The following is a 23098-nucleotide window of genomic DNA, read 5'->3' on the forward strand; positions in this document are numbered from 1 at the left end:
TGCTATGCGAGCGGACATGATGGAAACCGTGGATCCGCCGAACCGACCGCTGAAGCGTGGCTGGACGACCGGCAGCTGCGCCACGGCCGCGGCGCGCGCCGCCTACGAGCTGCTGATCACGGGCAACTGTCCTGCCATGGTCGAGATCGCCCTGCCGGGCGGACGTCGCGTCGGCTTTGCGATCGCGATGCATGAGGCCGACGGCACCAAGGCAACCGCGGGCGTGGTCAAGGACGCCGGCGACGATCCTGATGTCACGCACGGTGCGCTGGTCAAAGCGACTCTGCAGCGCGGTGCAGACAAGTCCGGCGTGACGTTCCGCGCCGGCCCCGGCGTCGGCACAGTGACGCGACCGGGATTGCCGCTGCCGCCGGGAGAACCTGCGATCAATCCGGTGCCGCGCGAGATGATCGCGGCGGCGATCAATGAGGCCGCTGCCGCGCTCGGCGCGGCGCGCGATGTGGCCGTCGAGATCTCCATTCCCGGCGGCGAGGAGCTCGCCAGGAAGACGCTGAACCCGCGGCTCGGCATTGTCGGCGGCCTGTCGATCCTCGGCACCACGGGAATCGTGGTGCCGTTCAGTTGTGCTGCCTGGATCCACTCCATCTATCGCGGTATCGACGTCGCGCGCGCGGCTGGCCTGCCGCACATCGCCGGCGCGACGGGAAGCACGTCCGAGAAGGCCGTGCAGCAGCTCCATGGCCTGCCGGAGACGGCGCTGATCGACATGGGCGATTTCGCCGGCGGCATGTTGAAATATCTGCGCCGGCATCCGGTCGCCCGCGTCACCGTGGCCGGCGGCTTCGCCAAGATGACCAAGCTCGGCCAGGGCCTGCTCGACCTGCATTCGCGCGCCGGCGAGGTCGATCTCGGCTGGCTCGCGAACACGCTGCATGACGCGGGGGCGCCGGCCACGCTGGTCACGAGCGCACGCACGGCCAACACCGCGCTGCAGGTGCTGCAGGAGGCCGAGCGGGTCGGATTTCCCGCCGGCGAGGCCGTCGCGCTCGCCGCCTGGAAGACGGCGCGGCGTGCGCTGGGCGACAACGACATGGTCCTCGACGTCGCCGTGTTCGACCGTGACGGCCGGCTGGTGGGACAAAGTCAGGGACCGGCTCATTCGCCCCTCCCCCGGAAGCGCCGCTGATAGCCGGTATCGTACAGCGCGCTGTCGCGAAAATCCTCGGCTGCGAGCGCGCGGCCCACGAGGATCAGCGCGGTCCGCTCCACGGCGGAAGCCGCGGCTTGTCCGACGATCGTCGCCAGCGTGCCGGTCAGGACCAACTGATCCGGCCAGCTCGCGCGATAGACGATCGCCACCGGGCAGTCGTCGCCGTAATGCGGCCGCAGCTCGTCAACGACTCTATCGAGAACGTGGATCGAGAGATGGATGGCGAGCGTGGCGCGCGACTGCGCGAACAGCGAGAGCTGCTCCGTCTCCGGCATGGCCGACGCGCGGCCGGACGTCCGCGTGAGCACCACCGATTGGGCGAGGCCCGGCAAGGTCAGTTCGCGGCCAAGCGCGGCGGCAGCCGCCGCGAACGACGGCACGCCCGGTGTGATCGTGTACGGGATCCGCAACGCATCGAGGCGCCGCAATTGCTCGCCGAGTGCGCTCCAGATCGAGAGATCGCCGGAATGCAGTCGCGCCACATCTTCGCCCGCGAGCGTGGCGCGCTCGATTTCGGCGACGATCTCGTCGAGCGACATCGGTGCCGTGTCGACGATACGCGCGCCGGGTGGACAATGATCGAGCAGCGCCCGAGGGACCAGCGAGCCCGCATAGAGACACACCGGGCAGCGCGCGATCAGGTCGCGGCCGCGCAAGGTGATCAGGTCCGGCGCGCCTGGACCCGCGCCAACGAAATGCACCGTCATGAGGCAGGCTCCGCAACAATGGCGCCGTCGCCCTCCGCCACCGCGCAGGTCGCTACGGCGTTTGCGACGCGCGCGAGAATCAGCCGGGCATTCACGCCAGCGGCAGCGAGCGCCGCCGTCTCGGCAACCGAAGGTACACCCTTCAAGCACCTGACGCGATCGCTCCGCGTGATCGCGCGATCGGCAACAGCCGCCATGTCAGCAGAGGCGATGGCGACGAGCGGACGGCCAAGCCGCTGCGCGGCGCAGATCACGCCAGGCTCACTGGCCTTGTCAGCCGCAGTGGCGAGCACCGCCACGTCTGCGGGCGCGAGGCGCGCAAGCGAGAGCGCATGCGCGATGACCGCCTCGATATCTGCGACGTCGGCGGCACGCCGGCAACCAATCCCGAGCGCGATCATGGCTTCGTCACCCGCCACTGCGTGATCGGCATGGCCTGCCGCCAGCCATGCATGCGGCCAACCGGCTCGATGCGCGAAACGGCGATGCGGATCAGTTCACCGCCATGCTGACCGAACAACGCGCTCAGCCGCGTCTCGCCTTCGAGCGACACCACGTTGGCGACGAGGCGGCCGCCGGGTTTCAACCGCGACCAGACGGCTTCGAACACCCCCGCTTCCGAAATGCCGCCGCCGATGAAGACCGCATCCGGCGTTTCGAGATCCGCCAGCACCGCTGGCGCGCGCCCCGTCACCAGTGTCAGCTCGGGAGTGCCGAGCGCCAGCGCGTTGCGCATCGCCCGGTCGGCCCGGTCCTGGCGCGCCTCGATGCCGATTGCGCGCAACGAGCCATGACGCAGCAGCCACTCGATTGCCACCGAACCCGAGCCCAGCCCGACGTCCCACAACAGCTCGCCCGGACGCGGCGCCAGGGCCGACAACGTCACGGCGCGGACCTCGCGCTTGGTCAACTGGCCGTCATGCTCGAACAGGTCATCGGCAAGACCGGCGGTCAGCGGGATCACGGGCGCATCAACCTCCGCGTCGACATCGATCGCGATCGTCGTCAGCGGATGAATATCAGAGAGATCGAACGCGTCGGCCGACGCGCTGCGCACCCGTTCGTGCGCGCCGCCGATCGCTTCCAGCACCGTCAGGCGCGAGCGTCCCATGCGGCGTGAGGTCAGCAGCGCGGCGAGCCGTGCGGCAGTGGAACCGTCCCAGGCCAGGGCCAGAATGCGCGCCGCCGGCGCGAGATGGCGGATGATCCCTTCGAGCGGGCGGCCGTGCAGCGTCACCTGCGCCACATCCTGCAGCGGCCAGCCGAGCCGTGCCGCCGCGAGGCTGAAGGCCGAGGGCTGCGGGACGCAAAGCATCTCGGCGGACGCGAAACGCTGCATCATCTGCTTGCCGACGCCGTAGTTGAAAGGATCGCCGCTTGCGAGAACGACGACGGGCTCTCCCCGTCGCGCCGCGATCTGGTCGAACGCGAGCTTCAGCGGGCTGGGCCACGCCAGCCGTTCCCCCGCAATCAACGGCGCCGCAAGCTCGAGATGGCGCGCGCCGCCGACCACGAGCGCCGCCTGCGCGATGAGACGTCGTGCAGACGTTGAGAGACCGTCAACACCATCCTCGCCAATCCCGACGATGGACAGCCAGCGCTGCGCGTTGCAAGTTGCGGCCGAGTTCACCATGGATCCTGCCCCGCATGCGCATCCTCATTCTCGGCGGGACGACCGAGGCTTCGGAGCTGGCGAAGCTGCTCGCCGGCGACGACCGGTTCGCAGCGACGCTCTCGCTCGCCGGCCGCACCGCTTCGCCCAAACCGCAGCCGCTGCCGACGCGCATCGGCGGCTTCGGCGGCATCGCCGGACTGGAAGCCTGGCTGCGCGATCATGCAATTGACGCCGTCGTCGATGCCACGCATCCCTACGCCGACCAGATCTCGCGACATGCGGTTGCAGCCTGCCATGCGCTGTCGGTGCCGCTGGCGTCGATCCGGCGCGCGGCATGGCAACGTCAGGACGGCGACCGCTGGATCGAGGTCAGCAGTGCCGACGACGCGGCTTCCGCGCTCGGAGCAGATCCGGCGCGTGTGTTCCTCAGCCTTGGTCGCCTGGAGCTCGCAGCCTTCGCAGCAGCCCCTCAGCATCACTACGTCGCGCGAACCATCGATCCGCCTGGCGACGTCGCGTTGCCGCCCGACATTCGCTTCGTCCACGATCGCGGGCCTTTCGACGAGGCGACAGAGGAAGCCTTTCTGACCCAGGAGCGCATCGCCTTCGTGGTGTCGAAGAACTCCGGAGGCGCCGCGACCTATCCGAAGATCGCAGCCGCGCGACGGCTCGCGATTCCCGTGGTGATGATCGCCCGACCCGACAAGCCGCAGGGCGTCGCGCTGGACGGCGCGCGAGCCGCGTTGCAGTGGCTGGAAGCACGACTGGCTCATGCGCCGCCCTCGACCTCGCGGCGCAGCGTATAGACGTAGGGCGCCTTTCCCTCGCGCGCGATCAGGCGCGTGGCGGTCGATCCGATCAGCACGAGCGTTCGCATGTCCGCCTTGCCGGGATCGACCTCGCCCAAGGTGGTGACGATCCGTCGGACATCACCACTGCCCGCGGCCCGCACGATGACGACGACGGTCGAAGCCGGCTTGATCCGCCGCAGCAGCGCGAACGCCTCGCCCAGCTGATGAGGTCGCGCCTTGGACAGCGGATTATACAGCGCGATGACGAAGTCGGCGGCGGCCGCCGCCTCGAGGCGGCGGCGGATGGTCGTCCAGCTCTTGAGATTGTCGGACAGCGAGATCGCGCAGAAGTCGCCACCGAGCGGCGCCCCGACCTCGGCCGCCGCCGCCAGCATCGCGGTGACACCAGGCTCGACGCGAATGTCGAGGTCACGCCACGCCGCCGGTCCCGCCTCGACCGCTTCGAACACCGCCGCGGCCATCGCGAACACGCCGGGATCACCGCCGGACACCACCGCGACCTGCTTGCCGTCGCTTGCGAGCGCGAGTGCGTGGCGGGCGCGGTCGAGCTCGACGCGATTGTCGCTGGCGTGCCGGATTTGACCCGGACTCGTCGTGGTCACCCTGTCGAGATACGGTCCATAGCCGATCAGATCGGTCGCGCCTGCGATGGCGGCCGCGGCGGCCGGCGTGATCAGTTCGGCCCGCCCCGGGCCGACGCCCACGATCGTCAGCGTACCCGTCATAGCCGACGCCCTTGTCCGGGGATCAGGATCATCGAGAAATAGGGGCCGCGGTCCAGTTGCACCTCGGCCAGCGGCGCGACACGCTGCGCCTCCATCGTGCCGCGCTCGACATAGAGCGCGCGATCGAGCAATCCGGCGCTGATGATCGCGCGCTTCACTTTAGCAAGGTTGCGCCCGACCTTCATGATGACGGCGGCCTCGCAACGCGTCAGCCGGTCATGCAGGACGTCCTCGCCCAGCGTGCCCGGCAGCACGGACAGGACATCGTCGCCCCAGGTGATGGGAACATTGGCCTTGGTCCAGCAGCCGGACATGCCGGTGACGCCCGGGACGACCTCGACCGGATGATCGCGCTCGAGCCGCCGCCACATATGCATGAACGAGCCGTAGAAGAACGGGTCGCCTTCGGACAGCAGACCGACCGATCGCCCCGCCGCAAGATGCGCGGTGATGCTCTCCGACGCGCGCCGGTAGAAATCGGCGATCTGGGACTGATAGGACAAGTCGGCGACGGGCAATTCCTCCGTGACCGGATATTCGAGCCGCAGCTCGTGGCGGCCGGATTCCATCAACGGCGCCACGATCCGTCGCGCGTTGCCTTCCATGCCGCGCTTGGCAAAGAACGCCACCACATCGACGGACCGAACCAGACCAGCGGCGCGCAAGGTCAGATAGCGAACGTCGCCCGGACCGACGCCGATGCCGTACAGCGTACCCGGATCGGCCGAGCCCGCGATGGTGTCGAGCAGGCTCATTCGACGTCGCTCGCGATCGCATTCACCGCCGCAACCGCCATGGCGCTGCCGCCCTTGCGGCCCTTGACGATCAGATACGGTACCCGACCATCGGCCGCGAGCGCCTCCTTGGACTCGCGGGCTCCCACGAACCCCACAGCCGTTCCGATCACCGCCGCCGGTCGCGGCGCGCCCTGATCGAGCATGTCGAGCAGATGAAACAATGACGTCGGCGCATTGCCGATCGCCACCAGGGCGCCGCCGAGGTGCGGCCGCCACAGCTCCAGCGCTGCTGCGGATCGGGTCGTGCCGAGCTGCGCGGCGAGCGCCGGCACCTCGTGCGCATCGAGCGTGCAGATGATCTCGTTCCTCGCCGGCAACCGCGCCCGCGTGATCCCCTGCGCCACCATCTTGGCATCGCACAGGATCGGCGCGCCACGATCGAGCGCCTCCCGCGCCGCGGCGGCGAAATGTTCGGACATCGCGATGTCGGAGGTGATCTCGACCATGCCGCAGGCATGGATGATACGCACGGCGATCTTCTCTTCCAGTCCGCGGAAGCGCGACAGATCGGCCTCGGCGCGGATGGTCGCGAACGAGCGGCGATAGATCTCCGCGCCGTCCTTGATGTAGTCGCGCAGCTCAGACATCGGCCTTTTCTTTCGTTTCGAACAGCCCGTCGACGTCGATCTCGGTGGGATCGAGCATGCCGCAGGGCTCGCTCTTCACCGTGCCGTTGCGGACGACGTGATAACCCTCGCCCTCGCCGACCAGCACGACGTCCGCGGCTGCCGAGCGTGCGCAGCCCTTGGCGCAGCCGGAGACGTGCAGCGTACCGTTGAATCCGGTCCGAGCCATCGCATCCGCGAGCAGGCCGGCATGCTGTCGCGTCGCCAGTCCAGTCGATGGACAGCAGCCGACGCCCGAGCAGGCGTCGATGCGCATCAGTGGACCGGCATCGTCGACGACCAGGCCGAGCCGGGCGGCATCCGCCGCCAGTTGCTCCGCGGTCACGGCACCCGCGGCGACATACAGCGCGCGCCATGGTGACAAGCGGACCTCGGCGACATCGTGTACCGCAAGCATGGCCGCAAGCCGCGCCAGCGTGCCGCTATCAATGCGGCCGAACGGCACGCCGAGACCGACGGCGCAGATTTGATCCGTCAGAGCGATGACGCCGCAACGTCGCTGCGAAATGGTTGCTGACGCCGTCGCGACGGCGTTTGAAACATCGAGGCCCAGTTCGGCGCGGATGGCAGCGCTCGCTTGCGGCTGCAACGTCGCGGAACGCCGCGTCGGGCTGTGTTGCAGCACCAGCCGCGCGAGGTGAACGGCCGTCGACGCCGCGTCGGTCACGGCTGCCGTTCCCAGCCACACATCGTCGTTCGAACCGGCAATGCCGACGGCGATCCGCCTCGCCTCAGTACCACCACAGGCGACGAGACGAACGTCCGCGGCGAGCCCGGTCAGCGGCAGCCTGCCGCCACCGTCCAGCGCAAAGCCGAACTTGGGCGGCAGCGCATGGAGCGCCTGATCCGAGGCCAGCAGCGTCTCCAGCTCGGCGGCGACGGGGCGCATGTCGACCCATTCGGCCGGGTCGAGTCCCGCCAGCGGGTTGACGACGATGTTGCGGATGGCCTCGAGCTCGGCGCTGTCATCGAGCAGGCCGAGCGATGCCATCAGCTCCCACAGCGGCGCGAGCGTCTCGGACGATACGCCGCGTATTTGCAGATTGGCGCGGCGCGTGAGGTCGATCTGGCCGTTGCCGTAGCGCCGAGCGGCCTCGGCAAGCTCACGCAGCGCCGACACCGGCAACGCGCCGCCATGCGGCCGGACACGAACGATGAGGCCGTCGCCGCTCGGCATCGGCCGCCGCGCGCCCGGGCACCAGCCCTTGATCTCGACCGAGGCGGTCATGACGCGCTCTCCGCTTGCGTCAGGCGCGTGCGGGCATGCGCAAGCTCATCGGCGACGGCATTTCGGCGTGGCACCCACAGCTGCCGACGCAGCGCGTCTTCGAATCGCGCCACGATCGCGGCGACGGCCGCGGGATTGCGTGCGGTCATGCCGTCCAGCACGGCCTCGTCACGCAGCAGCGCGCCATGCGCCAGATCGAACAGGTGCTCGGCAACGGTGTCGGAGGTAGCCGCAAAGGCGTAGAGCGCGTCGACGCCCTGCGCGATCTCGGCGACGCCGCGATAGCCATGCGCGAGCATTCCCGAGATCCAGCGCGGATTGGTGAGACGGCCGCGCACCACGCGGGCAATCTCCTCGCTGAAGCTCCGCGCCGCGGGCGCCTCCGGACGGCTGGTGTCGAGATGCAGCAGTACGGGCGACGCGCCGAGCGACGCTGCAGCGGCTGCGAAGCCTCCGGCGAAATCGGCCACCTCCTCGCCATCGAGGAGGTCGCGCTCACGATCGTCCTGCGGATGCACGAGGGCATCGGCGCTGCGGACGCGGGCGCGGAACGTGTCGGAGGCCGACACGCCGTCATGCGCTCCGCCGAAACTGTAAGCGGTGCTCTCAAGATACGCTTCGCCGAGCTGCGACCGGCTCGTCCAGTCCATCCCGAGCGCGAGGTCGGCGGCAACGGCGCCGTAGCTGCCGGGTGCGCCGCCGAACACGCGCGCCAGGCTCTCGCCGCGCCGCCGTGCCGCGGCCAGCGGATTGTCGGCATCGTCCTCGTCGAGTGACGCCACCTTCTGCACGGCGAGATCAAACAGCGCGATCTGCGCTTCGAACAGGTCGCGGAACAGCCCCGAGATCCGCAGCGTCGCATCGATGCGCGGGCGGTCGAGCATCGCCAACGGCAGCACGTCGACGCCGGTGACCCGATTGGAGTTGAGGTCCCAGCGCGGCCGCACGCCGAGATAAGCCAAGGCCTGGGCCAGATCGTCGCCGCCCGTGCGCAGCGATGCGGACGCCCAGAGATCGAGCATGAGCGCGCGCGGGTAGTCGCCATGATCCTGCAAATAGCGCCGGATCACCTCATCAGCCGCGCGTACGCCGACCAGGGCCGCGGTCCGGGTCGGGATCGCGCGCGGATCGATCGCGGTCAGATTGCGGCCCGTGGGCAGCACGTCGAGACGGCCGCGGCTCGGCGCTCCGGCGGGACCGGCAGCAACGCGCCGGCCATCGAGCGCGGCGAGCAACGCGCTGCGCTCGGCCGCAGCGCTCGCGGCGATCCGTGCGGCGATGTCGGCGCGATCGACCGTCACCGCCTGCCCCATCGCCGCCGTGATCGCATCGGCCAGCAGGGCGGTCGCCGCCGTGTCGGGCGCCTCCCCAAACACGTGCAGGCGGTCGCGCACCGCGAGCTCCTTGATGTCGCAGAGCTGCGCGTCGAGCTGCGCGATCGCCTCGCGTCCGGTCATGGCACGGTCGAGCCCGCAATCGGCGGCTAGGCCGCCCTGCCAGGCCCGCGCGACGATCTCCTCCTCGAGCAGTTTCAGGCGGCGTTTGTCGAGGCCATCCGCCTCGGCATATTCCTCGACCAGCCCCTCCAGCTCCAGCAGGGATCCGTGCAGACCGGCCTGCGACAGCGGCGGCGTCAGATGCCCGAGCGTCAGTGCCGACAACCGCCGCTTGGCCTGCATCGCTTCGCCGGGATTGTTGACGATGAAGGGGTAGATCACCGGCAGCGGGCCCAGCACGGCCTCCGGCCAGCAGGCATTTGACAGCGCCAGCGCCTTGCCCGGCAGCCATTCCAGCGTGCCATGCGCACCGAGATGGATCAGCGCATCGATCCGCTCGGCCTCTCGCAGATATGCATAGAGCGCGACATAGGCGTGCCGCGGCGGCACGCTGGTGTCGTGATAACCGGACTTGCGATCGGCGCGACTGCCACGATCCGGTTGCAACAAGATCAGGAGTTTTCCCGCACGCAGCACCGGAAAATGGAAGGCGCCATCCCGGAACGCGGGGTCCGCTTCCGCCTCTCCCCAGATATCATGTAGCGCACGCTGCAGGTCGTCCGGCAACGGCGCCAGAGCACACCGATAGGCCGCGAGCGGCACCACGAGCTCATCCGCCTCGTCCCGCAGCAGCGTTTCGATATCGTCCGTGGTCGGCGCTACACGGCCGATGTCGTACCCCGCCTCCGCCAACAGCCGCGCAATGGCGGCTGCGCTTGCGCTGGTGTCGAGACCGACGGCGTAGCCGCGGCGGCCGCCGCGCGACGGATAATCGGAGAGCACCAGCGCCACGCGCCGCTCGCCGGCCGGCAGCCCCCGCAATTGCGCCCATCGCGCCGCCAGCTGCGCGACGTAAGCAATGCGGTCCTGTTGAGGCACATAGCGCATCGCGCTGAACTGCAGACGCTCATCCGCCGGCGCCTCGCCCTTGAACGCAATCGGGCGCGCCAACAGCCGGCCGTCGAGCTCCGGCAGCACGACATTCATCGCGAGGTCCGTCGGCGACAGTCCGCGCGCCGACGAGGCCCAGGCCTCTTCCGTGCTCTGCGCCTGGATGATTTGCAGAACTGGTGCATCGGCCACGTCGAGCACCGTGGTGCCGTCGTCGCGCAGCGCCGAGAACGCGGTGGCGTTCAAAATGATCGCAGGACGCCGGCGCTGGACGAGTCGCGCCAGTGCATCCCCGATATTGGGATCCTTCAGGCTGGTCACCGCGACCGCGACTGCCGCCAGCCCTTTGGCTTCGATCGCCCGCATCAGCTCAGCCATCCCGGCCGTATCGGCAGCGAGCAGGCTCGCACGGTAGAACACGATCAGCGCGCTCGGCCGCGCATCATCAGGGCTGCAGAGATCATCGATGCCGACGGCTCCGCGATCGGGCATGAAGCCGACGATCGAACCGATCGCGATCGGTTCGGCAAACTGCGCGTCGCGCCCGAGCAGCGTCGCGAGATAGCGCAGGGCCTCGCGCGCATTGCCGACACCGCCCTCGTGCAGATAACCGTAGAGACGCGAGGTCGCGTCCTGCGGCAAGGTCGAGAGCTCAGCAAGCCTGTCGTCGGCGCGATCGTCACCCGGCAGTGCCGCGAACAGGATGTGGCGGCTGCGACAAAGCGATGCGATGCGCTCCAGCCCGTAGCGCCAATAGTCGAGCCCGCCGAGACAGCGCACGACGACGGCGCGCGCGCTCAGCACGACGCGGTCGACATAGAGATCGACCGACATCGGATGCTTCAGCCGTTTCAAGCTGGCGAGGCGCAGGCTCGGCAGCTCATCTGACGACGCGGTCCAGGCTTCGGCCAGCGCCGACAGGTCGGTGTCCGAGAACGACAGCACGACGATCTCGGCCGGCGACTGTGCAAGATCCACGGCCTGTTCGAGGTCGTCGAGATCCGCGCCCGTCGTCGCCAGCAGGTGCATCGGTAACGCCTATCCTGTGATCAGGCTCTGGATGGCAGCGGCATCGAGGCCGCGCTCGCCGATGATCACCAGCCGCCCCTGCCGCGATTCGCCCGAGCGCCACGGGCGCTCGAACTGATGCTGGATGCGGCTGCCCACGGCCTGCACCAGGAGGCGCAGCGGCTTGCCGGCGACTTCCACGAACCCTTTCACCCGTAACACATCATGCGCGTCGACGGCGGCCGCGATGCGGTCGACGAGCGCATCGGGCGAAGCCTGCGCCGGAACGTCGAGCACGAAACTCTCGAAATCGTCGTGATCGTGCTCGGCCTCGTTGTCGTGATGCGACGGCCGGGCCGCGAGATCGTCCTCCGCGGCGGCACCGAGCCCGAGCAGCACCGAAGCCGACAGCCTGCCGTGCTCCGTCGCGATCACCTTGACGGCACGCTGCACCTTCGCCGCGATCTCGGCCGCGACATCCTTGCGCTGCTCCTCGCTCATCAGGTCGCTCTTGTTCATCACGACGAGATCGGCGCACAGCAGCTGGTCCTCGTAGACCTCCTCCAGCGGATTGTCGTGATCGAGCGACGCATCGGTGGCGCGCTGCGCGGCGAGCGCTTCGGGATCATCGGCGAAGCGTCCCGCGACCACCGCCGGACCATCGACGACCGCAACGACGCCGTCGACGGTGACGCGCGTCGCGATCTCGGGCCAGTTGAAGGCCTGCACCAGCGGCTTCGGCAGCGCCAGCCCCGAGGTCTCGATCACGATATGCTCAGGCGGCTCCTTCTGATCCAGCAGGCTCCTGAGCGCGGGGACGAAATCATCGGCAACGGTGCAGCACAGGCAGCCGTTCGACAGCTCGACGATGCGATCCTCCGGACAATCCGGCACGCCGCAACCCTTCAGGATGTCGCCGTCGATGCCGACATCGCCGAACTCGTTGACGATGATGGCGAGCCGGCGACCGTTCGCGGTCTCGATCAGGTTGCGCACCAGCGTGGTCTTGCCGGCGCCGAGGAAACCGGTGACGATGGTGCAAGGCGTCTTGGCGAACGACTTCGTCATGGCGATACGATCTCTCGTTTTCAGCGTGGCGCTGACAGCGCAGGCACGCGCGCGACGGTGTTCTTGCGAATGTATTCGGGACGCTCGCGCCAGGCCGGCAGGCCGGCGTCATGGCGCTGATGCAGTTGCGCAAATGTCAGCACATCCCGCGCATGCAGATCCGGATCGAGGGCGCCGAGCACATAGGTCCATTTGCCCGGCGCCGTCACCGCAACCGTGCACGCACGATTGCAGTTCGACAGACACTCGACACCGACAACGGTGACACCGGCGCGCTGCGCGGTCGGCAACGTCTCGATCGCGGCGAGCAAACGGGCTCCGGCCCGCGGCTGATCAGGCGGCGTAGCTTCCGTCGCCTGCGAACGGCAAGTGACGCAGACGAACAGCGTCGTCTCATCAGTCTCTGATGCGGTCATCAATCAGCCGATCACGCCGGCCGCCGTCGCCGCGGCGACCCCACCCACCAGCACGATGGCAGCGCCCGCGAGCCGCAGCGCCAGCGGCGCAGCCGCCTTGGCCTTCGCCGACAGCAGCCTGGTGCCGAGGAACGCGCCGGCGGCGATGATGGTCTGGATCACGAGCAGACCGACGAGATAGGCCCCGAGCGGGGTGTTCTCGGCCCCGACGATCGATTCACCCAGCGCATATCCATGGACGAGGCCGGTCACGGCGAACAGGCCGGCGACGGGCAGCACGCCGAAACGGCCACGCATCACCACCACCAGCCCAACCACGACGGTGGTCAGGCCGACCAGCAGCTCGGCAGCCGGGATGTTGGCCTTGGCCACATGAAGGCCGACGCCCGCGATCATCGCGGTGGCGAAGGCGAGCACCGGCGCGAAGCCGCGGCCCAGAAGCGCTGCAACGATGCCCGCGCCCACGATCGCCGCCAGATGGTCGATTCCGATGACAGGATGGCCGAGGCCGGACAGCATCCCCTGCGCAAACGTCTGCGGCAGTTTGCCACCCATCATGTGATGCGCGAAGGCGGGATCGGTGGCGAGCAGCATCAGGCTCGCGGCTGCAAAGGTCGTGGTACGGGTCAACTTCATGGCCGTCTCCGTCGCTTGCCGGCTCCCCAGAGGACCGGACGATGCGCTGCATCCGACGGCACCCCGCCCATCCCGGCGGGATCAGAACCAGCATCGCGACTCCCCGCGCGACGGGTCGGCCAACAGCAATGTCGACGGCAGGTCTCCTGGCTCTCGGGTCACCGCATGAAGCCACCTTCCCGGTTTCCCAGTGGTGTCTTGGCCTCACACTCGCCGATTACAGTTGCGGGGGCAGCCACGGCTTTGGGTCAAGAACCCGCACCGTGTTCCCTAAATCTCTCCTTTCGGAGAACCGTCATCTGTTAGATACGGGTCGCACCAAAGCCCGTCAATCGGAATCGTCCCCATGGTCCCCGCCCCGCCGCATCCCGCCCTGCCGCGCCTGACGCTGGTGCTCGGCGGTGCGCGCTCGGGCAAGAGCCGCCATGCCGAGGCCCTCGTCACCGCCCTTCCCGCGCCTTGGACCTATGTTGCGACCGCGCAGGCCTTCGACGCCGAAATGACCGACCGGATCGCCCAGCACAAGGCGCGCCGCGCCGAGGGATGGCAGACGCTGGAGACGGCGCATGATCTCGCGGGCCTCGTCCGGTCAAGTGGAGAATCGGGCGTACCGATGCTGATCGATTGCCTGACGCTCTGGCTCAGCAACGTGATGCTCGCCGACATGAACGTGGCGGCAAGATCAGCCGAGCTGATCGACGCGCTCAGGAACGCGCATGGCCCGATCGTGGCCGTGTCCAACGAAGTCGGACTGGGCATCGTGCCGGACAACGCGCTCGCGCGCGCCTTTCGCGATGCCCAGGGGCGACTGAACCAGGACATCGCGGCCTTAGCGGATCGCGTGATCCTGATGGCGGCGGGACTGCCGCTGACGTTGAAGTGACGAGGAGACAATGCCGATGACCGGAAGCGCCGACGATTCACGCCACAAGGCGAAGATGGAGAACCGCAAGGCGGTGCAGGATGCCGAGGTCGCCTCCAAAACCGTGGAGAAGGGCCTGCTGATCGTTCACACCGGCAAGGGCAAGGGCAAATCGACGGCGGCGTGGGGCCTGATGCTGCGCGCACTCGGCCGCGGCTTTCGCATCGGCGTCGTACAGTTCGGCAAAGGCGCGTGGGAAACCGGCGAGCGCAAGGCGATCGAGAAGTTCGGCGATCAGGTGTCGTGGCACACGCTCGGGGAAGGCTTTACGTGGGAGACGCAGGATCGTGCGCGCGACGTCGCCGCGGCCGAGCGCGCCTGGGCGAAGGCTAAGGAGCTGATGGCGGATCCGTCGATCCGGATGCTCGTCCTCGATGAGCTCAACATCGCGCTGCGCTACGATCACCTTGATATCGCAGACGTCGTCGCCACGCTCGCAGCGCGCCGTCCCGATCTGCACGTCGTCGTCACCGGCCGCAACGCCAAGCCGGAGCTGATCGAGGCCGCCGATCTCGTCACCGAGATGAACCTCGTGAAGCATCATTTCGCGGCCGGCGTGAAGGCGCAGGAAGGCATCGAGTACTGAGCTCATGAGCGCGCGGGCCATCATGTTCCAGGGCACCGGCTCCGACGTCGGCAAATCGCTGATCGTCGCCGGGCTCGCGCGCGCGCTGACATTGCGCGGCCTCAAGGTGGCGCCGTTCAAGCCGCAGAACATGTCGAACAACGCCGCCGTCACCGCTGATGGCGGCGAGATCGGCCGTGCCCAGGCGCTGCAGGCGCGCGCGGCGCGGCGGCCGATGACCGTGCACATGAATCCGGTGCTGCTGAAACCGCAGAGCGAGATCGGGTCGCAGGTCGTGGTGCAGGGCCGCGTCATCGGCACCGCCAAGGCGTCGGCCTATCAGGCGATGAAGCCGCAACTGATGGCGGCCGTGCTCGACAGCTTCCATCAGCTCGCGGCGGATGCCGACATCGTGCTGGTCGAAGGCGCAGGTTCCGCCTCCGAGATCAACCTGCGCGGCGGCGACATCGCGAACATGGGTTTCGCGCAGGCGACGCAGATTCCGGTGGTGCTGATCGGCGACATCGATCGAGGCGGCGTGATTGCGAGCGTGGTCGGCACCAAGACGGTGATCGCGCCCGACGATGCCGCACGCGTGGCGGGTTTCCTCGTCAACAAGTTCCGCGGCGACCCCGCCTTGTTTGCATCGGGCATGAACGAGATCGCGCAGCGGACGGGGTGGACGTCGCTCGGGCTCATTCCACATTTTCCGGATGCGCGCCGCCTGCCGGCGGAGGACGCGCTTGGCCTGGCTGAACGCGGATCATCGGGAGGACAGCGACCGAAGGTCGTCATCCTCGCCTATCCGCGCATCTCCAATTTCGACGAGTTCGATCCGTTGCGGCTGGAAGATGGAATCGATCTGCAGTTCTTGCGGCCTGGCACGCCGATCCCCGGCGACGCATCGATGGTGATCCTGCCGGGCTCGAAGGCGACGATCGCCGATCTCGCCGCCTTGCGTGAAGTCGGCTGGGACATTGATCTCCGCGCGCATCTTCGCCGCGACGGCCGCGTGCTCGGCATCTGCGGCGGCTATCAGATGCTGGGGCGCGTGATCAGCGATCCGGATGGGCACGAGGGTGCAGCTGGTTCCGTCGCGGGACTTGGCCTGCTCGACGTCGAAACGACACTGACCGATGACAAGGCGTTACGCGAGGTCCAGGGCACGCTGACGCACGATAAGCTCTCGTTCCGCGGCTACGAGATGCACATCGGCCGCACGGAGGGACGGGCGACACAGCGCTCCTTCCTCACCTTCTCCGATGGCCGGCGCGATGGCGCCATCGCGCCTGATGGCCTGGTAGCCGGCTGCTACGTGCATGGCCTGTTCGCCGACGACGGCCTGCGCAGCCATTGGCTGCGCGGCCTCGGCGCGACGACCAGCGGCCTCTCCTATGAGATCGATGTGGACACGACGTTGGATGCACTCGCGGCGCATCTAGAGCGCTACGTCGACGTTGACCGTATCCTGGCATTGGCGAGCAAGCCCGCGCCGCCCGTGGCGGCTACAGGATCCTGACCAGGACGAGCCCTGCGACGACCAGGGCTTGAACCAGACAGGCCAGCCGATACAGCCGCAAGGCCTGCCGGATGTCGGACGCGTCGAGATCGGCGCGCCCGTCGCCCATCCAGGCATCGGTGACGAGATGACCGTGATAGACGCGCGGCCCCGCCAAGCGCAGTCCGAGCGCACCGGCCATCGCCGCTTCCGGCCAGCCGGCGTTGGGCGAACGGTGCTTCGACGCATCGCGTGCGACGGCTCGCACCGCGGCCGAAGCCGAGGCGCTCGGGATGCAGGCCGCGGCGGCTGCGATCCACAGCGCGGACAGGCGCGAGGCCGGCAGATTGACGAGATCGTCGAGCCGCGCCGCCGCCCAGCCGAACGCGCGGTGACGGTCCGAGAGATGACCGATCATGCTGTCGGCGGTGTTGAGAGCCTTGTAGATCAGGATGCCCGGCAGCCCGCCGACGACGAGCCAGAACACGGGCGCGACGACGCCATCGGAGAAGTTTTCTGCCAGGCTCTCGACCGCGGCCCGCGCGACGCCGGCCTCATCCAGCCGATCGGGATCGCGGCCGACTATCATCGAGACGGCTCTGCGGCCGCCCTCGAGCCCCTCCTGCCCCAGTCCCTCTGCAACCGCGGCGACATGCGTGTCGAGACTGCGCTGGGCCAGCAGGCTGCTTGCCGCCACACCAAGGATGATGGTTGCGACCGGTTCGCCGACGAGCGCCTGCATGACCCATGTTGCGGCGAGACCGGTGGCCATCATCCCCGCGACGAGCAGGCACACGAGCGCCATGCCGCGCGCGCGTCGTGCGGCAAAGCCGTCTGCTGCCCTGTTCCAGCGGCGGTCCCCCCATGCTATCAGCGCGCCCACCCACATCACGGGATGACCGATCCGCTGCACCAGGACCTGGGGATAACCGACCGCCGCCTCGACGAGGAGCGCCGTGAGCGCGAGAGAGACGAACATCGATCTCCGCTGAAGGAAAGACATGTAAAGGAAAGAGATGGACGACAGAGCGACTAGCATGCGCGCGGACGAGCCGGAAGCGATCCTTCACGGCGGCGATCTCGCTGCGATCAGCCGTCGCTATCCGGATGCGCCACAGCCGTGGATCGATCTGTCAACCGGAATCAACCCGATCCCCTATCCCGTGCCGGCGATCCCGGCTGAGAGCTGGGCGCGTCTGCCTGGCAAATACGAGAATGACGCTTTACGCGCAGCGGCCGCGGCTCGCCATGGCGTGGCAGAGCCCGACATGATCGTTGCCGCGCCCGGCACGCAGGCGCTCTTGCAGATCCTGCCCAGACTGCGCCCACCCGCGACCGTCGCCGTGCTCGCGCCGACCTATGAGGAGCATGCGCTGTGCTGGCGCCGTTGCGGTCATCGCGTCAGTCTGGTCGATGATCTCGATGCGCACGCTGGCGCCGATGTCGCCGTGGTCGTGAATCCCAACAATCCGACCGGCCGCCTGCTGCCGCGCGACGCACTGATCAGCATCGCAGCGGGGCTGCGCCGGCGCGATGGTCTGCTGATCGTCGACGAAGCATTCATCGATCTTTATCCCGCCGATGCCAGCCTGGCAGCCGACCTGCCGCCGGCGACGATCGTGCTGCGCTCGTTCGGCAAGGTCTACGGCCTTGCCGGCGTCCGCCTCGGTTTCGCGATCGGCTCCGTCGACATTGTACGGCAACTCCGTGATGCGCTCGGGCCTTGGGCCGTGTCCGGACCGGCGCTCGCGATCGGAACGACGGCGTTGGCGGATGAAAACTGGTTGCACCAGACACGCGCCCGTCTCGCGAAGGATTGTTCGCGCATTGACGATCTTCTGAGCAAGGCCGGCTGCGCGGTCCTCGGCGGCACGCCGCTGTTCAGACTGATCACATCGCCGAGCGCGCCTGACATTGCCGAGCGGCTCGCCCGCCATGGCATCCATGTCCGGCGTTTTCCGGCTCAAACAAGCTGGCTGCGCTTCGGCCTGCCGGGCCATGAGACAGGCTGGCAGCGGCTGGCGCAGGCGCTCGGCAGCGCGTCCTAGCCGAGAACGCAGGCGGCCAGCAGCAGCGTTTCCGTGACCTCGATGCTGGCGCCATGGCAATCGCCGGTGATGCCGCCGAGCCGCCATTGCCAGTAGAACGCGACCGCCGGAACGAGACCAATCACAACCAGCGTCGGCACCGCGCCGGCCAGCGCGCCGATCGCGAGTGCGCCGCCCCAGGCGACGATGACGTTCCAGCCGACGCTGTTCGAGATGCTCGCCCCCAGCCCCGGCTTCAACGACAGCAGGGTCTTATTGCAGATCAAAGTCCCCCAGCGTGCCCAGGCCGGGATCAGCACCAGCGCCCAGGCCGTCGGGCCCGTCGCCAGCTCGGCGATCAGCACCAGCTTGGCGGCGATCTGCAAGCTGATCGCGACGACGGCAAAGCTGCCGGCATGGGGATCGCCCAGCACGGCGATGAAGCGTTCCGGCTTGCCATGCGAGGCGCCGAACGCGTCGGCGACGTCGCCGAGCCCATCGAGATGCAGCGCGCCGGTGATCCCGATCCAGGCGACCAGCACGGTCAGCGCGACGATCCACGGATCGGCATCATGAAAAAGGCGGGCGACCAGCGCCAGACAGGCGCCAATCACCAGTCCGGCTGCCGGAAACCAGACCGACGCCCGCGCCAGATCGTCCGGTCGTAACTCAGCGACCCGCGGTGTCGGCAGCCGTGTCAGGAATTGCAATGCGATCCAGAATTCACGAAGCATCATGGCTGGATGATCTCGACGATTTCGCCCCAAGGTACACCATCATCGCCCTGCCCGGCTTCGAGCGTGATCCGCGTACCAGGGCGAATGCGTAAGCTCCACAGCTGGTGCAGCGGCCAGCCGAGCAGATGCGAGAGCGCTGCGCGTATGGCGCCGCCATGGGTCACCACGAGAACCGGCGCAGGCTCGGGCCGGACAAGGATACGATGTGTTGCGCGCGCCACTCGCGCCTGCAAATCGGACCAGCTCTCACCGTCCGGCGCCCGAACCTGAGCATCGGCATGGAAGGTGTCGAGCAAGGCTTCGCCTCCGGGCTCGGCAGCGATGTCGCGATGCGTCCGCCCGTCCCACAGGCCGAAATCGACCTCGCTCCAATCCACGTCGATGTCCAGCGCGCAGCCGGTCAGCCGGGCATAATCCTCCGCTGCCACACGTGCGCGCGCCAACGGCGAGCTGACGACGCTGTGCCAGATCCGGCTTTGCGTCTGCCGCCGGAATTGATCCCAGCCGGGCTCGCTGAGCGGTGGGTCGGTGCGGCCGTCGAGATAGCCGTCCCGTCCTGTCGTCCCGTGCCGCAGCAGATCGATCCGCATCAGGACTTGGCTCCCGAGACGGCGGCCTCCGCAAAGGTGGCCATGCCCCCGTGGAGCGCGCAGGCCAACCGAATGATCGGCAGCGCAGTGGCGGCGCCCGAGGCCTCGCCAAGCCGCAGATCGAGGTCGATCAGCGGACGGGCACCGAGCGCGTCGAGCACGATGGCGTGGCCGCGCTCGGCCGAGCGATGCGAGAACAGCAGCCACGGACGGCAGGAGGCATTGAGGCGGACGGCGACCAGCGCCGCGACAGAGACGATGAAGCCGTCGACCAGCACCGGCCAGCGCCGCTGCGCGGCGGCGACGATCGCGCCGGCCATCGCAATGATCTCGAAGCCGCCGACGGCAGCCAGGACATCCGCGACGGCCGCTCCCGCCGTGAGCCCGTGTCGCCCCAACGCATCGGCAATCACCGCAGCCTTTCTGGCCCGCCCGGCGGCGTCGAGCCCGGTGCCGCTGCCAACGATGTCCGCGGGCGCGCATGACAGCAGCGCGGCGGCAATCGCTGCCGCCGATGTCGTGTTGCCGATCCCCATCTCGCCGAAGATCACGAGTTGCGGCGCGTGATCGGCCTGTCGCACCACCGCGCGCCGTCCGGCTTCGGCCGCGAACGCAACCTCTTCCAGCGTCAGCGCCGCCTCGGTGCTGAAGTCGCGCGTGCCGCGCCGCGGCTTGTCGACGACCACGCCGGGCACCGGCTCGCTCGCCAGCGTGCCGACGTCGACCACCTCCAGCGGACAGCCGAGGCTGCGCGACAGCACCGAGATCGCCGCACCGCCGCCGGCGAAGTTGTGGAGCATCTGGACCGTGACTTCGGGCGGATAGGCCGAGACCCCCCGCGCCGCGATGCCGTGGTCGCCTGCGAACAGCACCACCGGCACCCGGTCGGCCCCTGGACGTTCCGACGCCTGCAGCGCGGCCAGATCGACCGCCACCTGCTCCAATCGCCCAAGGGCGCCAAACGGCTTGGTCAACTGGGCCTGGCGTTCCAGCGCTGCCTGCCGATGGAGCTCGGACGGCGCCACACAATCAAGGCTGATCCATTCAGGAAGCACCACGGATCCTTTCAGCGTCACTCGGGTTCGGGACGATTGCCACTGCGAGGCGGCCGAGACAAGCTCCGTGAGGCGTCCTATTGTCATCGAAGCGTCATCGAACGTGACGACAGGTGGCTGCCCACCCAGCCCGAAAGACTCTCATGGAATACTTCCGCCGCTTCACCTTCCTGTTCGCCGCGCCCGTGTTCGAGACCGACGACCTTGCGGGGCTCCGCTTCAACCAGATCATCGAGGAGATCCAGCGCTCGGGCTTCGAGGTGGTGCGCGCCCGCAAGCTGGAGGACGCCGAGATCGCCGTGCAGACGGATGCCGCGATCGGCTGCATGGTCGTCGATTGGGGCAAGAAGGGCCTGGAAGGCAAGACGGCGTCGCTGATCAACCTGATGCGCCGTCGCGGACTGGACTTCCCGATCATCCTCCTGATCCGCCGCAAGCGGTTCGAGGATCTGCCGGTCGAGGTGCTCGACTTCATCGACGGATACGTCTTCCTGTCGGAGGAGACTCCAGCCTTCATCGCCAAGAACCTGGTCAGCCGGCTGAAGCAATATGCCGAGACGCTGAAGACGCCATTCTTCGGCGCGCTGGTCGACTACGCCGAGGAAGGCAACCAGCTCTGGACCTGCCCCGGGCACAATGGCGGCGTGTTCTATAGCCGCAGCCCGATCGGCCGGGTCTTCGTCGAGCATCTCGGCGAGGCCGTGTTCCGGGACGACCTCGACAATTCCGTGCTCGATCTCGGCGATCTCCTGACCCATGAGGGGCCGGCGCTGCGCGCGCAGAAGGAAGCGGCGCAGATCTTTGGCGCCGAGAAGACCTATTTCGTCCTCAACGGTACCTCGACCTCCAACAAGGTCGTGCTCGGGGCCCTGGTCACCGACGGCGACCTCGTGCTGTTCGACCGCAACAACCACAAGGCCGCCCATCACGGCGCGCTGCTGATCTCCGGCGGAGTCCCGATCTACGTCCCAACGGTTCGCAACCCCTGGGGCCTGATCGGCCCGATGCGCTGGGATCTGCTCGATGAGGAGCACCTCCGGCAACAGATCCGCGACAACCCGCTGGTCAAGGATCCTGACGCCTGGCGCAAGCCGCGCCCGTTCCGCGTCGCGGTGGTCGAGCAGTGCACCTATGACGGCACGATCCACAGCGCCGAGATGATCCTGAAGCGGATCGGGCACCTCTGCGACTACATCATGTTCGACGAGGCCTGGGCGGGCTTCATGAAATTCCACCCGCTCTACGCCGGCCGCTTCGCCATGGGCCTCGGCGATCTCGGGCCCGACGCTCCCGGCATCATCGCCACGCAATCGACCCACAAGCAGCTCGCGAGCTTCTCCCAGGCATCGCAGATCCACGTCAAGGACCGCCACATCAAGGGGCAGCGGCGGCGGATCGAGCATCGCCGCTTCAACGAAAGCTTCATGCAGCACGCCTCGACATCGCCGTTCTATCCGCTGTTCGCCTCGCTGGACGTCGGCGCACAGATGATGAAGGGCCGCTCCGGTGAGGTGCTGTGGGACGACACGATCCGGCTCGGCATCGAGTTGCGCAAGAAGATCCGGGCGATGCGCCGCGAATTCGAGGAGAAGGAGAAGGATCCGGCGCGGCGCTGGTTCTTCGAGCCATTCGTTCCGGATCGCGTATCGATCCCCGATGCGGCCAATCCCGGGGCTAGCCACGACGTGGCCTGGGAGGCGCTCTCGACCGACCAGCTCTCGACCGATGCCGCGCTGTGGCAGCTCGCGCCCGGGGCGGCATGGCACGGCTTTCCGGATCTCGCCGCTGGCTTCACCATGACCGACCCCAACAAGCTGACCCTGCTGACCCCCGGCTTCGATCGCACCACCGGCGGCTATGCCGATCACGGCATCCCGGCTCCGATCGTCGCGCAATATCTGCGCGAGAACCGCATCGTGGCGGAGAAGAACGACCTCAACTCGCTGCTCTTCCTGCTGACGCCGGGGGTCGAGGCGAGCAAGGCCGGAACCCTGATCAGCGGTCTGGTCGCCTTCAAGCGGCTCCACGATGACAACGTGCTGCTCGAGGACGCCATTCCGGAGTTCACCCGCAAGCGCTTTGCGCGTTACGGCAAGCTGCGGCTGCGCGACCTCTGCGCCGAGATGCACCGCTTCTACCGCGAGGCCGAGGTGAGCGCGCTGCAGGCGAAGCAGTTCCAGCCGCAGCACTTGCCCGAGATCGCGATGTCGCCGCGCGAGGCGGCGCGTGCGTTGATGCGAAACGAGGTCGACTACCTGCCGATCGACCAGATCGCCGGGCGCATCGCGACGACGCCGTTCGTGGTCTATCCGCCGGGCATCGCCACCATCGTTCCGGGCGAACGGCTGTCCGAACGCGCCCAGCCGATGATCGATTACCTCAAGATGTTCGAGCGGGCGTTCAACGCCTATCCCGGTTTCGACGTCGAGATCCAGGGGCTGTACAAGGAGCTCGACGAGTCCGGCCGGATCCGGCTCCATACCTATGTCTGCGCAGAGTAATTCGAAC

At 68.1% G+C, this 23098-nt stretch carries 22 protein-coding genes and 1 riboswitch; of the genes, 7 read left to right on the top strand and 15 right to left on the bottom strand.

Annotated elements, in window-relative coordinates:
• Positions 1-16 precede the first annotated feature (16 nt).
• Positions 17-1147 (top strand): cobalt-precorrin-5B (C(1))-methyltransferase, encoded by a 1131-nt coding sequence (locus QX041_RS25755; protein ID WP_316166971.1) that lies wholly within the window; start codon positions 17-19, stop codon positions 1145-1147.
• Here the strand turns inward: QX041_RS25755 and cobM are convergent.
• From cobM to cbiE, 3 genes are read right to left on the bottom strand one after another with little or no spacing between them, the layout of a single operon-like run.
• The gene (gene cobM, locus QX041_RS25760; protein ID WP_315718443.1) at positions 1117-1878 is read right to left on the bottom strand and encodes a precorrin-4 C(11)-methyltransferase; all 762 of its coding nucleotides are present in this window, start codon (positions 1876-1878) and stop codon (positions 1117-1119) included. The genes QX041_RS25755 and cobM overlap by 31 nt on opposite strands.
• Positions 1875-2279 carry a cobalamin biosynthesis protein gene (locus QX041_RS25765; protein ID WP_316166972.1) on the bottom strand — a complete coding sequence of 135 codons (405 nt, stop codon included), beginning with the start codon at positions 2277-2279 and terminating at the stop codon, positions 1875-1877. The genes cobM and QX041_RS25765 overlap by 4 nt, the downstream gene beginning before the upstream one ends.
• Positions 2276-3511, bottom strand: coding sequence for a precorrin-6y C5,15-methyltransferase (decarboxylating) subunit CbiE (gene cbiE / locus QX041_RS25770; protein WP_315754517.1), 1236 nt, complete (start codon positions 3509-3511; stop codon positions 2276-2278). Before cbiE ends, QX041_RS25765 begins: the two co-directional genes overlap by 4 nt.
• A gap of 14 nt (positions 3512-3525) precedes the next feature.
• Between cbiE and QX041_RS25775 the strand changes: the two genes are divergently transcribed.
• Positions 3526-4299: a cobalt-precorrin-6A reductase gene (locus QX041_RS25775; RefSeq protein ID WP_316166973.1), complete on the top strand. Its 774-nt coding sequence runs from the start codon at positions 3526-3528 to the stop codon at positions 4297-4299.
• Here QX041_RS25775 and cobJ read toward each other — a convergent pair.
• Genes cobJ through QX041_RS25815 form a run of 8 tightly spaced genes read right to left on the bottom strand, consistent with a single transcriptional unit; the run spans position 4263 to position 13196 of the window.
• Complete coding sequence (cobJ, locus tag QX041_RS25780) at positions 4263-5030, bottom strand: precorrin-3B C(17)-methyltransferase (protein ID WP_316166975.1); 768 nt, start codon at positions 5028-5030, stop codon at positions 4263-4265. The two genes, QX041_RS25775 and cobJ, sit on opposite strands and share 37 nt — an antisense overlap.
• Positions 5027-5785 (bottom strand): precorrin-2 C(20)-methyltransferase, encoded by a 759-nt coding sequence (locus QX041_RS25785; RefSeq protein ID WP_316166977.1) that lies wholly within the window; start codon positions 5783-5785, stop codon positions 5027-5029. Before QX041_RS25785 ends, cobJ begins: the two co-directional genes overlap by 4 nt.
• Positions 5782-6414: a precorrin-8X methylmutase gene (locus QX041_RS25790; protein ID WP_315718437.1), complete on the bottom strand. Its 633-nt coding sequence runs from the start codon at positions 6412-6414 to the stop codon at positions 5782-5784. Before QX041_RS25790 ends, QX041_RS25785 begins: the two co-directional genes overlap by 4 nt.
• Positions 6407-7681, bottom strand: coding sequence for a precorrin-3B synthase (gene cobG / locus QX041_RS25795; RefSeq protein WP_316166978.1), 1275 nt, complete (start codon positions 7679-7681; stop codon positions 6407-6409). The genes QX041_RS25790 and cobG overlap by 8 nt, the downstream gene beginning before the upstream one ends.
• Entirely contained in the window at positions 7678-11097 is a 3420-nt protein-coding gene (cobN, locus tag QX041_RS25800) for a cobaltochelatase subunit CobN (protein WP_316166979.1), read from the bottom strand. The genes cobG and cobN overlap by 4 nt, the downstream gene beginning before the upstream one ends.
• Positions 11098-11106: 9 nt before the next feature.
• Positions 11107-12144 (bottom strand): cobalamin biosynthesis protein CobW, encoded by a 1038-nt coding sequence (gene cobW, locus QX041_RS25805; RefSeq protein WP_315718434.1) that lies wholly within the window; start codon positions 12142-12144, stop codon positions 11107-11109.
• 20 nt (positions 12145-12164) lie between these two features.
• Positions 12165-12560, bottom strand: coding sequence for a DUF1636 domain-containing protein (locus QX041_RS25810; protein ID WP_316166980.1), 396 nt, complete (start codon positions 12558-12560; stop codon positions 12165-12167).
• Positions 12561-12563: 3 nt separating this feature from the next.
• Positions 12564-13196, bottom strand: coding sequence for a HupE/UreJ family protein (locus tag QX041_RS25815; protein ID WP_316166981.1), 633 nt, complete (start codon positions 13194-13196; stop codon positions 12564-12566).
• Positions 13197-13314: 118 nt separating this feature from the next.
• A riboswitch (cobalamin riboswitch) is annotated at positions 13315-13508 on the bottom strand.
• Positions 13509-13542: 34 nt separating this feature from the next.
• Between QX041_RS25815 and cobU the strand changes: the two genes are divergently transcribed.
• The 3 genes from cobU to QX041_RS25830 are packed head-to-tail and all read left to right on the top strand — an operon-like array spanning position 13543 to position 16202.
• On the top strand, positions 13543-14079 hold the full coding sequence (cobU, locus tag QX041_RS25820; protein ID WP_316166982.1) for a bifunctional adenosylcobinamide kinase/adenosylcobinamide-phosphate guanylyltransferase: 537 nt from the start codon (positions 13543-13545) through the stop codon (positions 14077-14079).
• A gap of 16 nt (positions 14080-14095) precedes the next feature.
• Complete coding sequence (cobO, locus tag QX041_RS25825) at positions 14096-14704, top strand: cob(I)yrinic acid a,c-diamide adenosyltransferase (protein WP_316166983.1); 609 nt, start codon at positions 14096-14098, stop codon at positions 14702-14704.
• A 4-nt stretch (positions 14705-14708) separates the two neighbouring features.
• Positions 14709-16202 (top strand): cobyric acid synthase, encoded by a 1494-nt coding sequence (locus QX041_RS25830; protein ID WP_316166984.1) that lies wholly within the window; start codon positions 14709-14711, stop codon positions 16200-16202.
• On the opposite strand, the gene cbiB is transcribed toward QX041_RS25830, so the two are convergent.
• Positions 16189-17160 carry an adenosylcobinamide-phosphate synthase CbiB gene (gene cbiB / locus QX041_RS25835; protein ID WP_315828433.1) on the bottom strand — a complete coding sequence of 324 codons (972 nt, stop codon included), beginning with the start codon at positions 17158-17160 and terminating at the stop codon, positions 16189-16191. The genes QX041_RS25830 and cbiB overlap by 14 nt on opposite strands.
• A gap of 37 nt (positions 17161-17197) precedes the next feature.
• On the opposite strand from cbiB, the gene cobD reads away from it, so the two are divergent.
• On the top strand, positions 17198-18229 hold the full coding sequence (gene cobD, locus QX041_RS25840) for a threonine-phosphate decarboxylase CobD (RefSeq protein ID WP_315828434.1): 1032 nt from the start codon (positions 17198-17200) through the stop codon (positions 18227-18229).
• Here cobD and QX041_RS25845 read toward each other — a convergent pair.
• The 3 genes from QX041_RS25845 to cobT are packed head-to-tail and all read right to left on the bottom strand — an operon-like array spanning position 18226 to position 20590.
• Positions 18226-18945, bottom strand: coding sequence for an adenosylcobinamide-GDP ribazoletransferase (locus QX041_RS25845; RefSeq protein WP_316166985.1), 720 nt, complete (start codon positions 18943-18945; stop codon positions 18226-18228). The two genes, cobD and QX041_RS25845, sit on opposite strands and share 4 nt — an antisense overlap.
• The gene (locus QX041_RS25850) at positions 18942-19535 is read right to left on the bottom strand and encodes a histidine phosphatase family protein (protein ID WP_316166986.1); all 594 of its coding nucleotides are present in this window, start codon (positions 19533-19535) and stop codon (positions 18942-18944) included. Before QX041_RS25850 ends, QX041_RS25845 begins: the two co-directional genes overlap by 4 nt.
• The gene (gene cobT / locus QX041_RS25855; protein WP_316167226.1) at positions 19535-20590 is read right to left on the bottom strand and encodes a nicotinate-nucleotide--dimethylbenzimidazole phosphoribosyltransferase; all 1056 of its coding nucleotides are present in this window, start codon (positions 20588-20590) and stop codon (positions 19535-19537) included. The genes QX041_RS25850 and cobT overlap by 1 nt, the downstream gene beginning before the upstream one ends.
• Before the next feature lie 143 nt (positions 20591-20733).
• Here cobT and QX041_RS25860 point away from each other — a divergent pair, with 143 nt between their 5' ends.
• Positions 20734-23091: an Orn/Lys/Arg decarboxylase N-terminal domain-containing protein gene (locus QX041_RS25860; protein WP_316166987.1), complete on the top strand. Its 2358-nt coding sequence runs from the start codon at positions 20734-20736 to the stop codon at positions 23089-23091.
• Positions 23092-23098 lie beyond the last annotated feature (7 nt).

This window comes from Bradyrhizobium sp. SZCCHNRI2009, from assembly GCF_032485115.1.
Classification (GTDB): domain Bacteria; phylum Pseudomonadota; class Alphaproteobacteria; order Rhizobiales; family Xanthobacteraceae; genus Bradyrhizobium.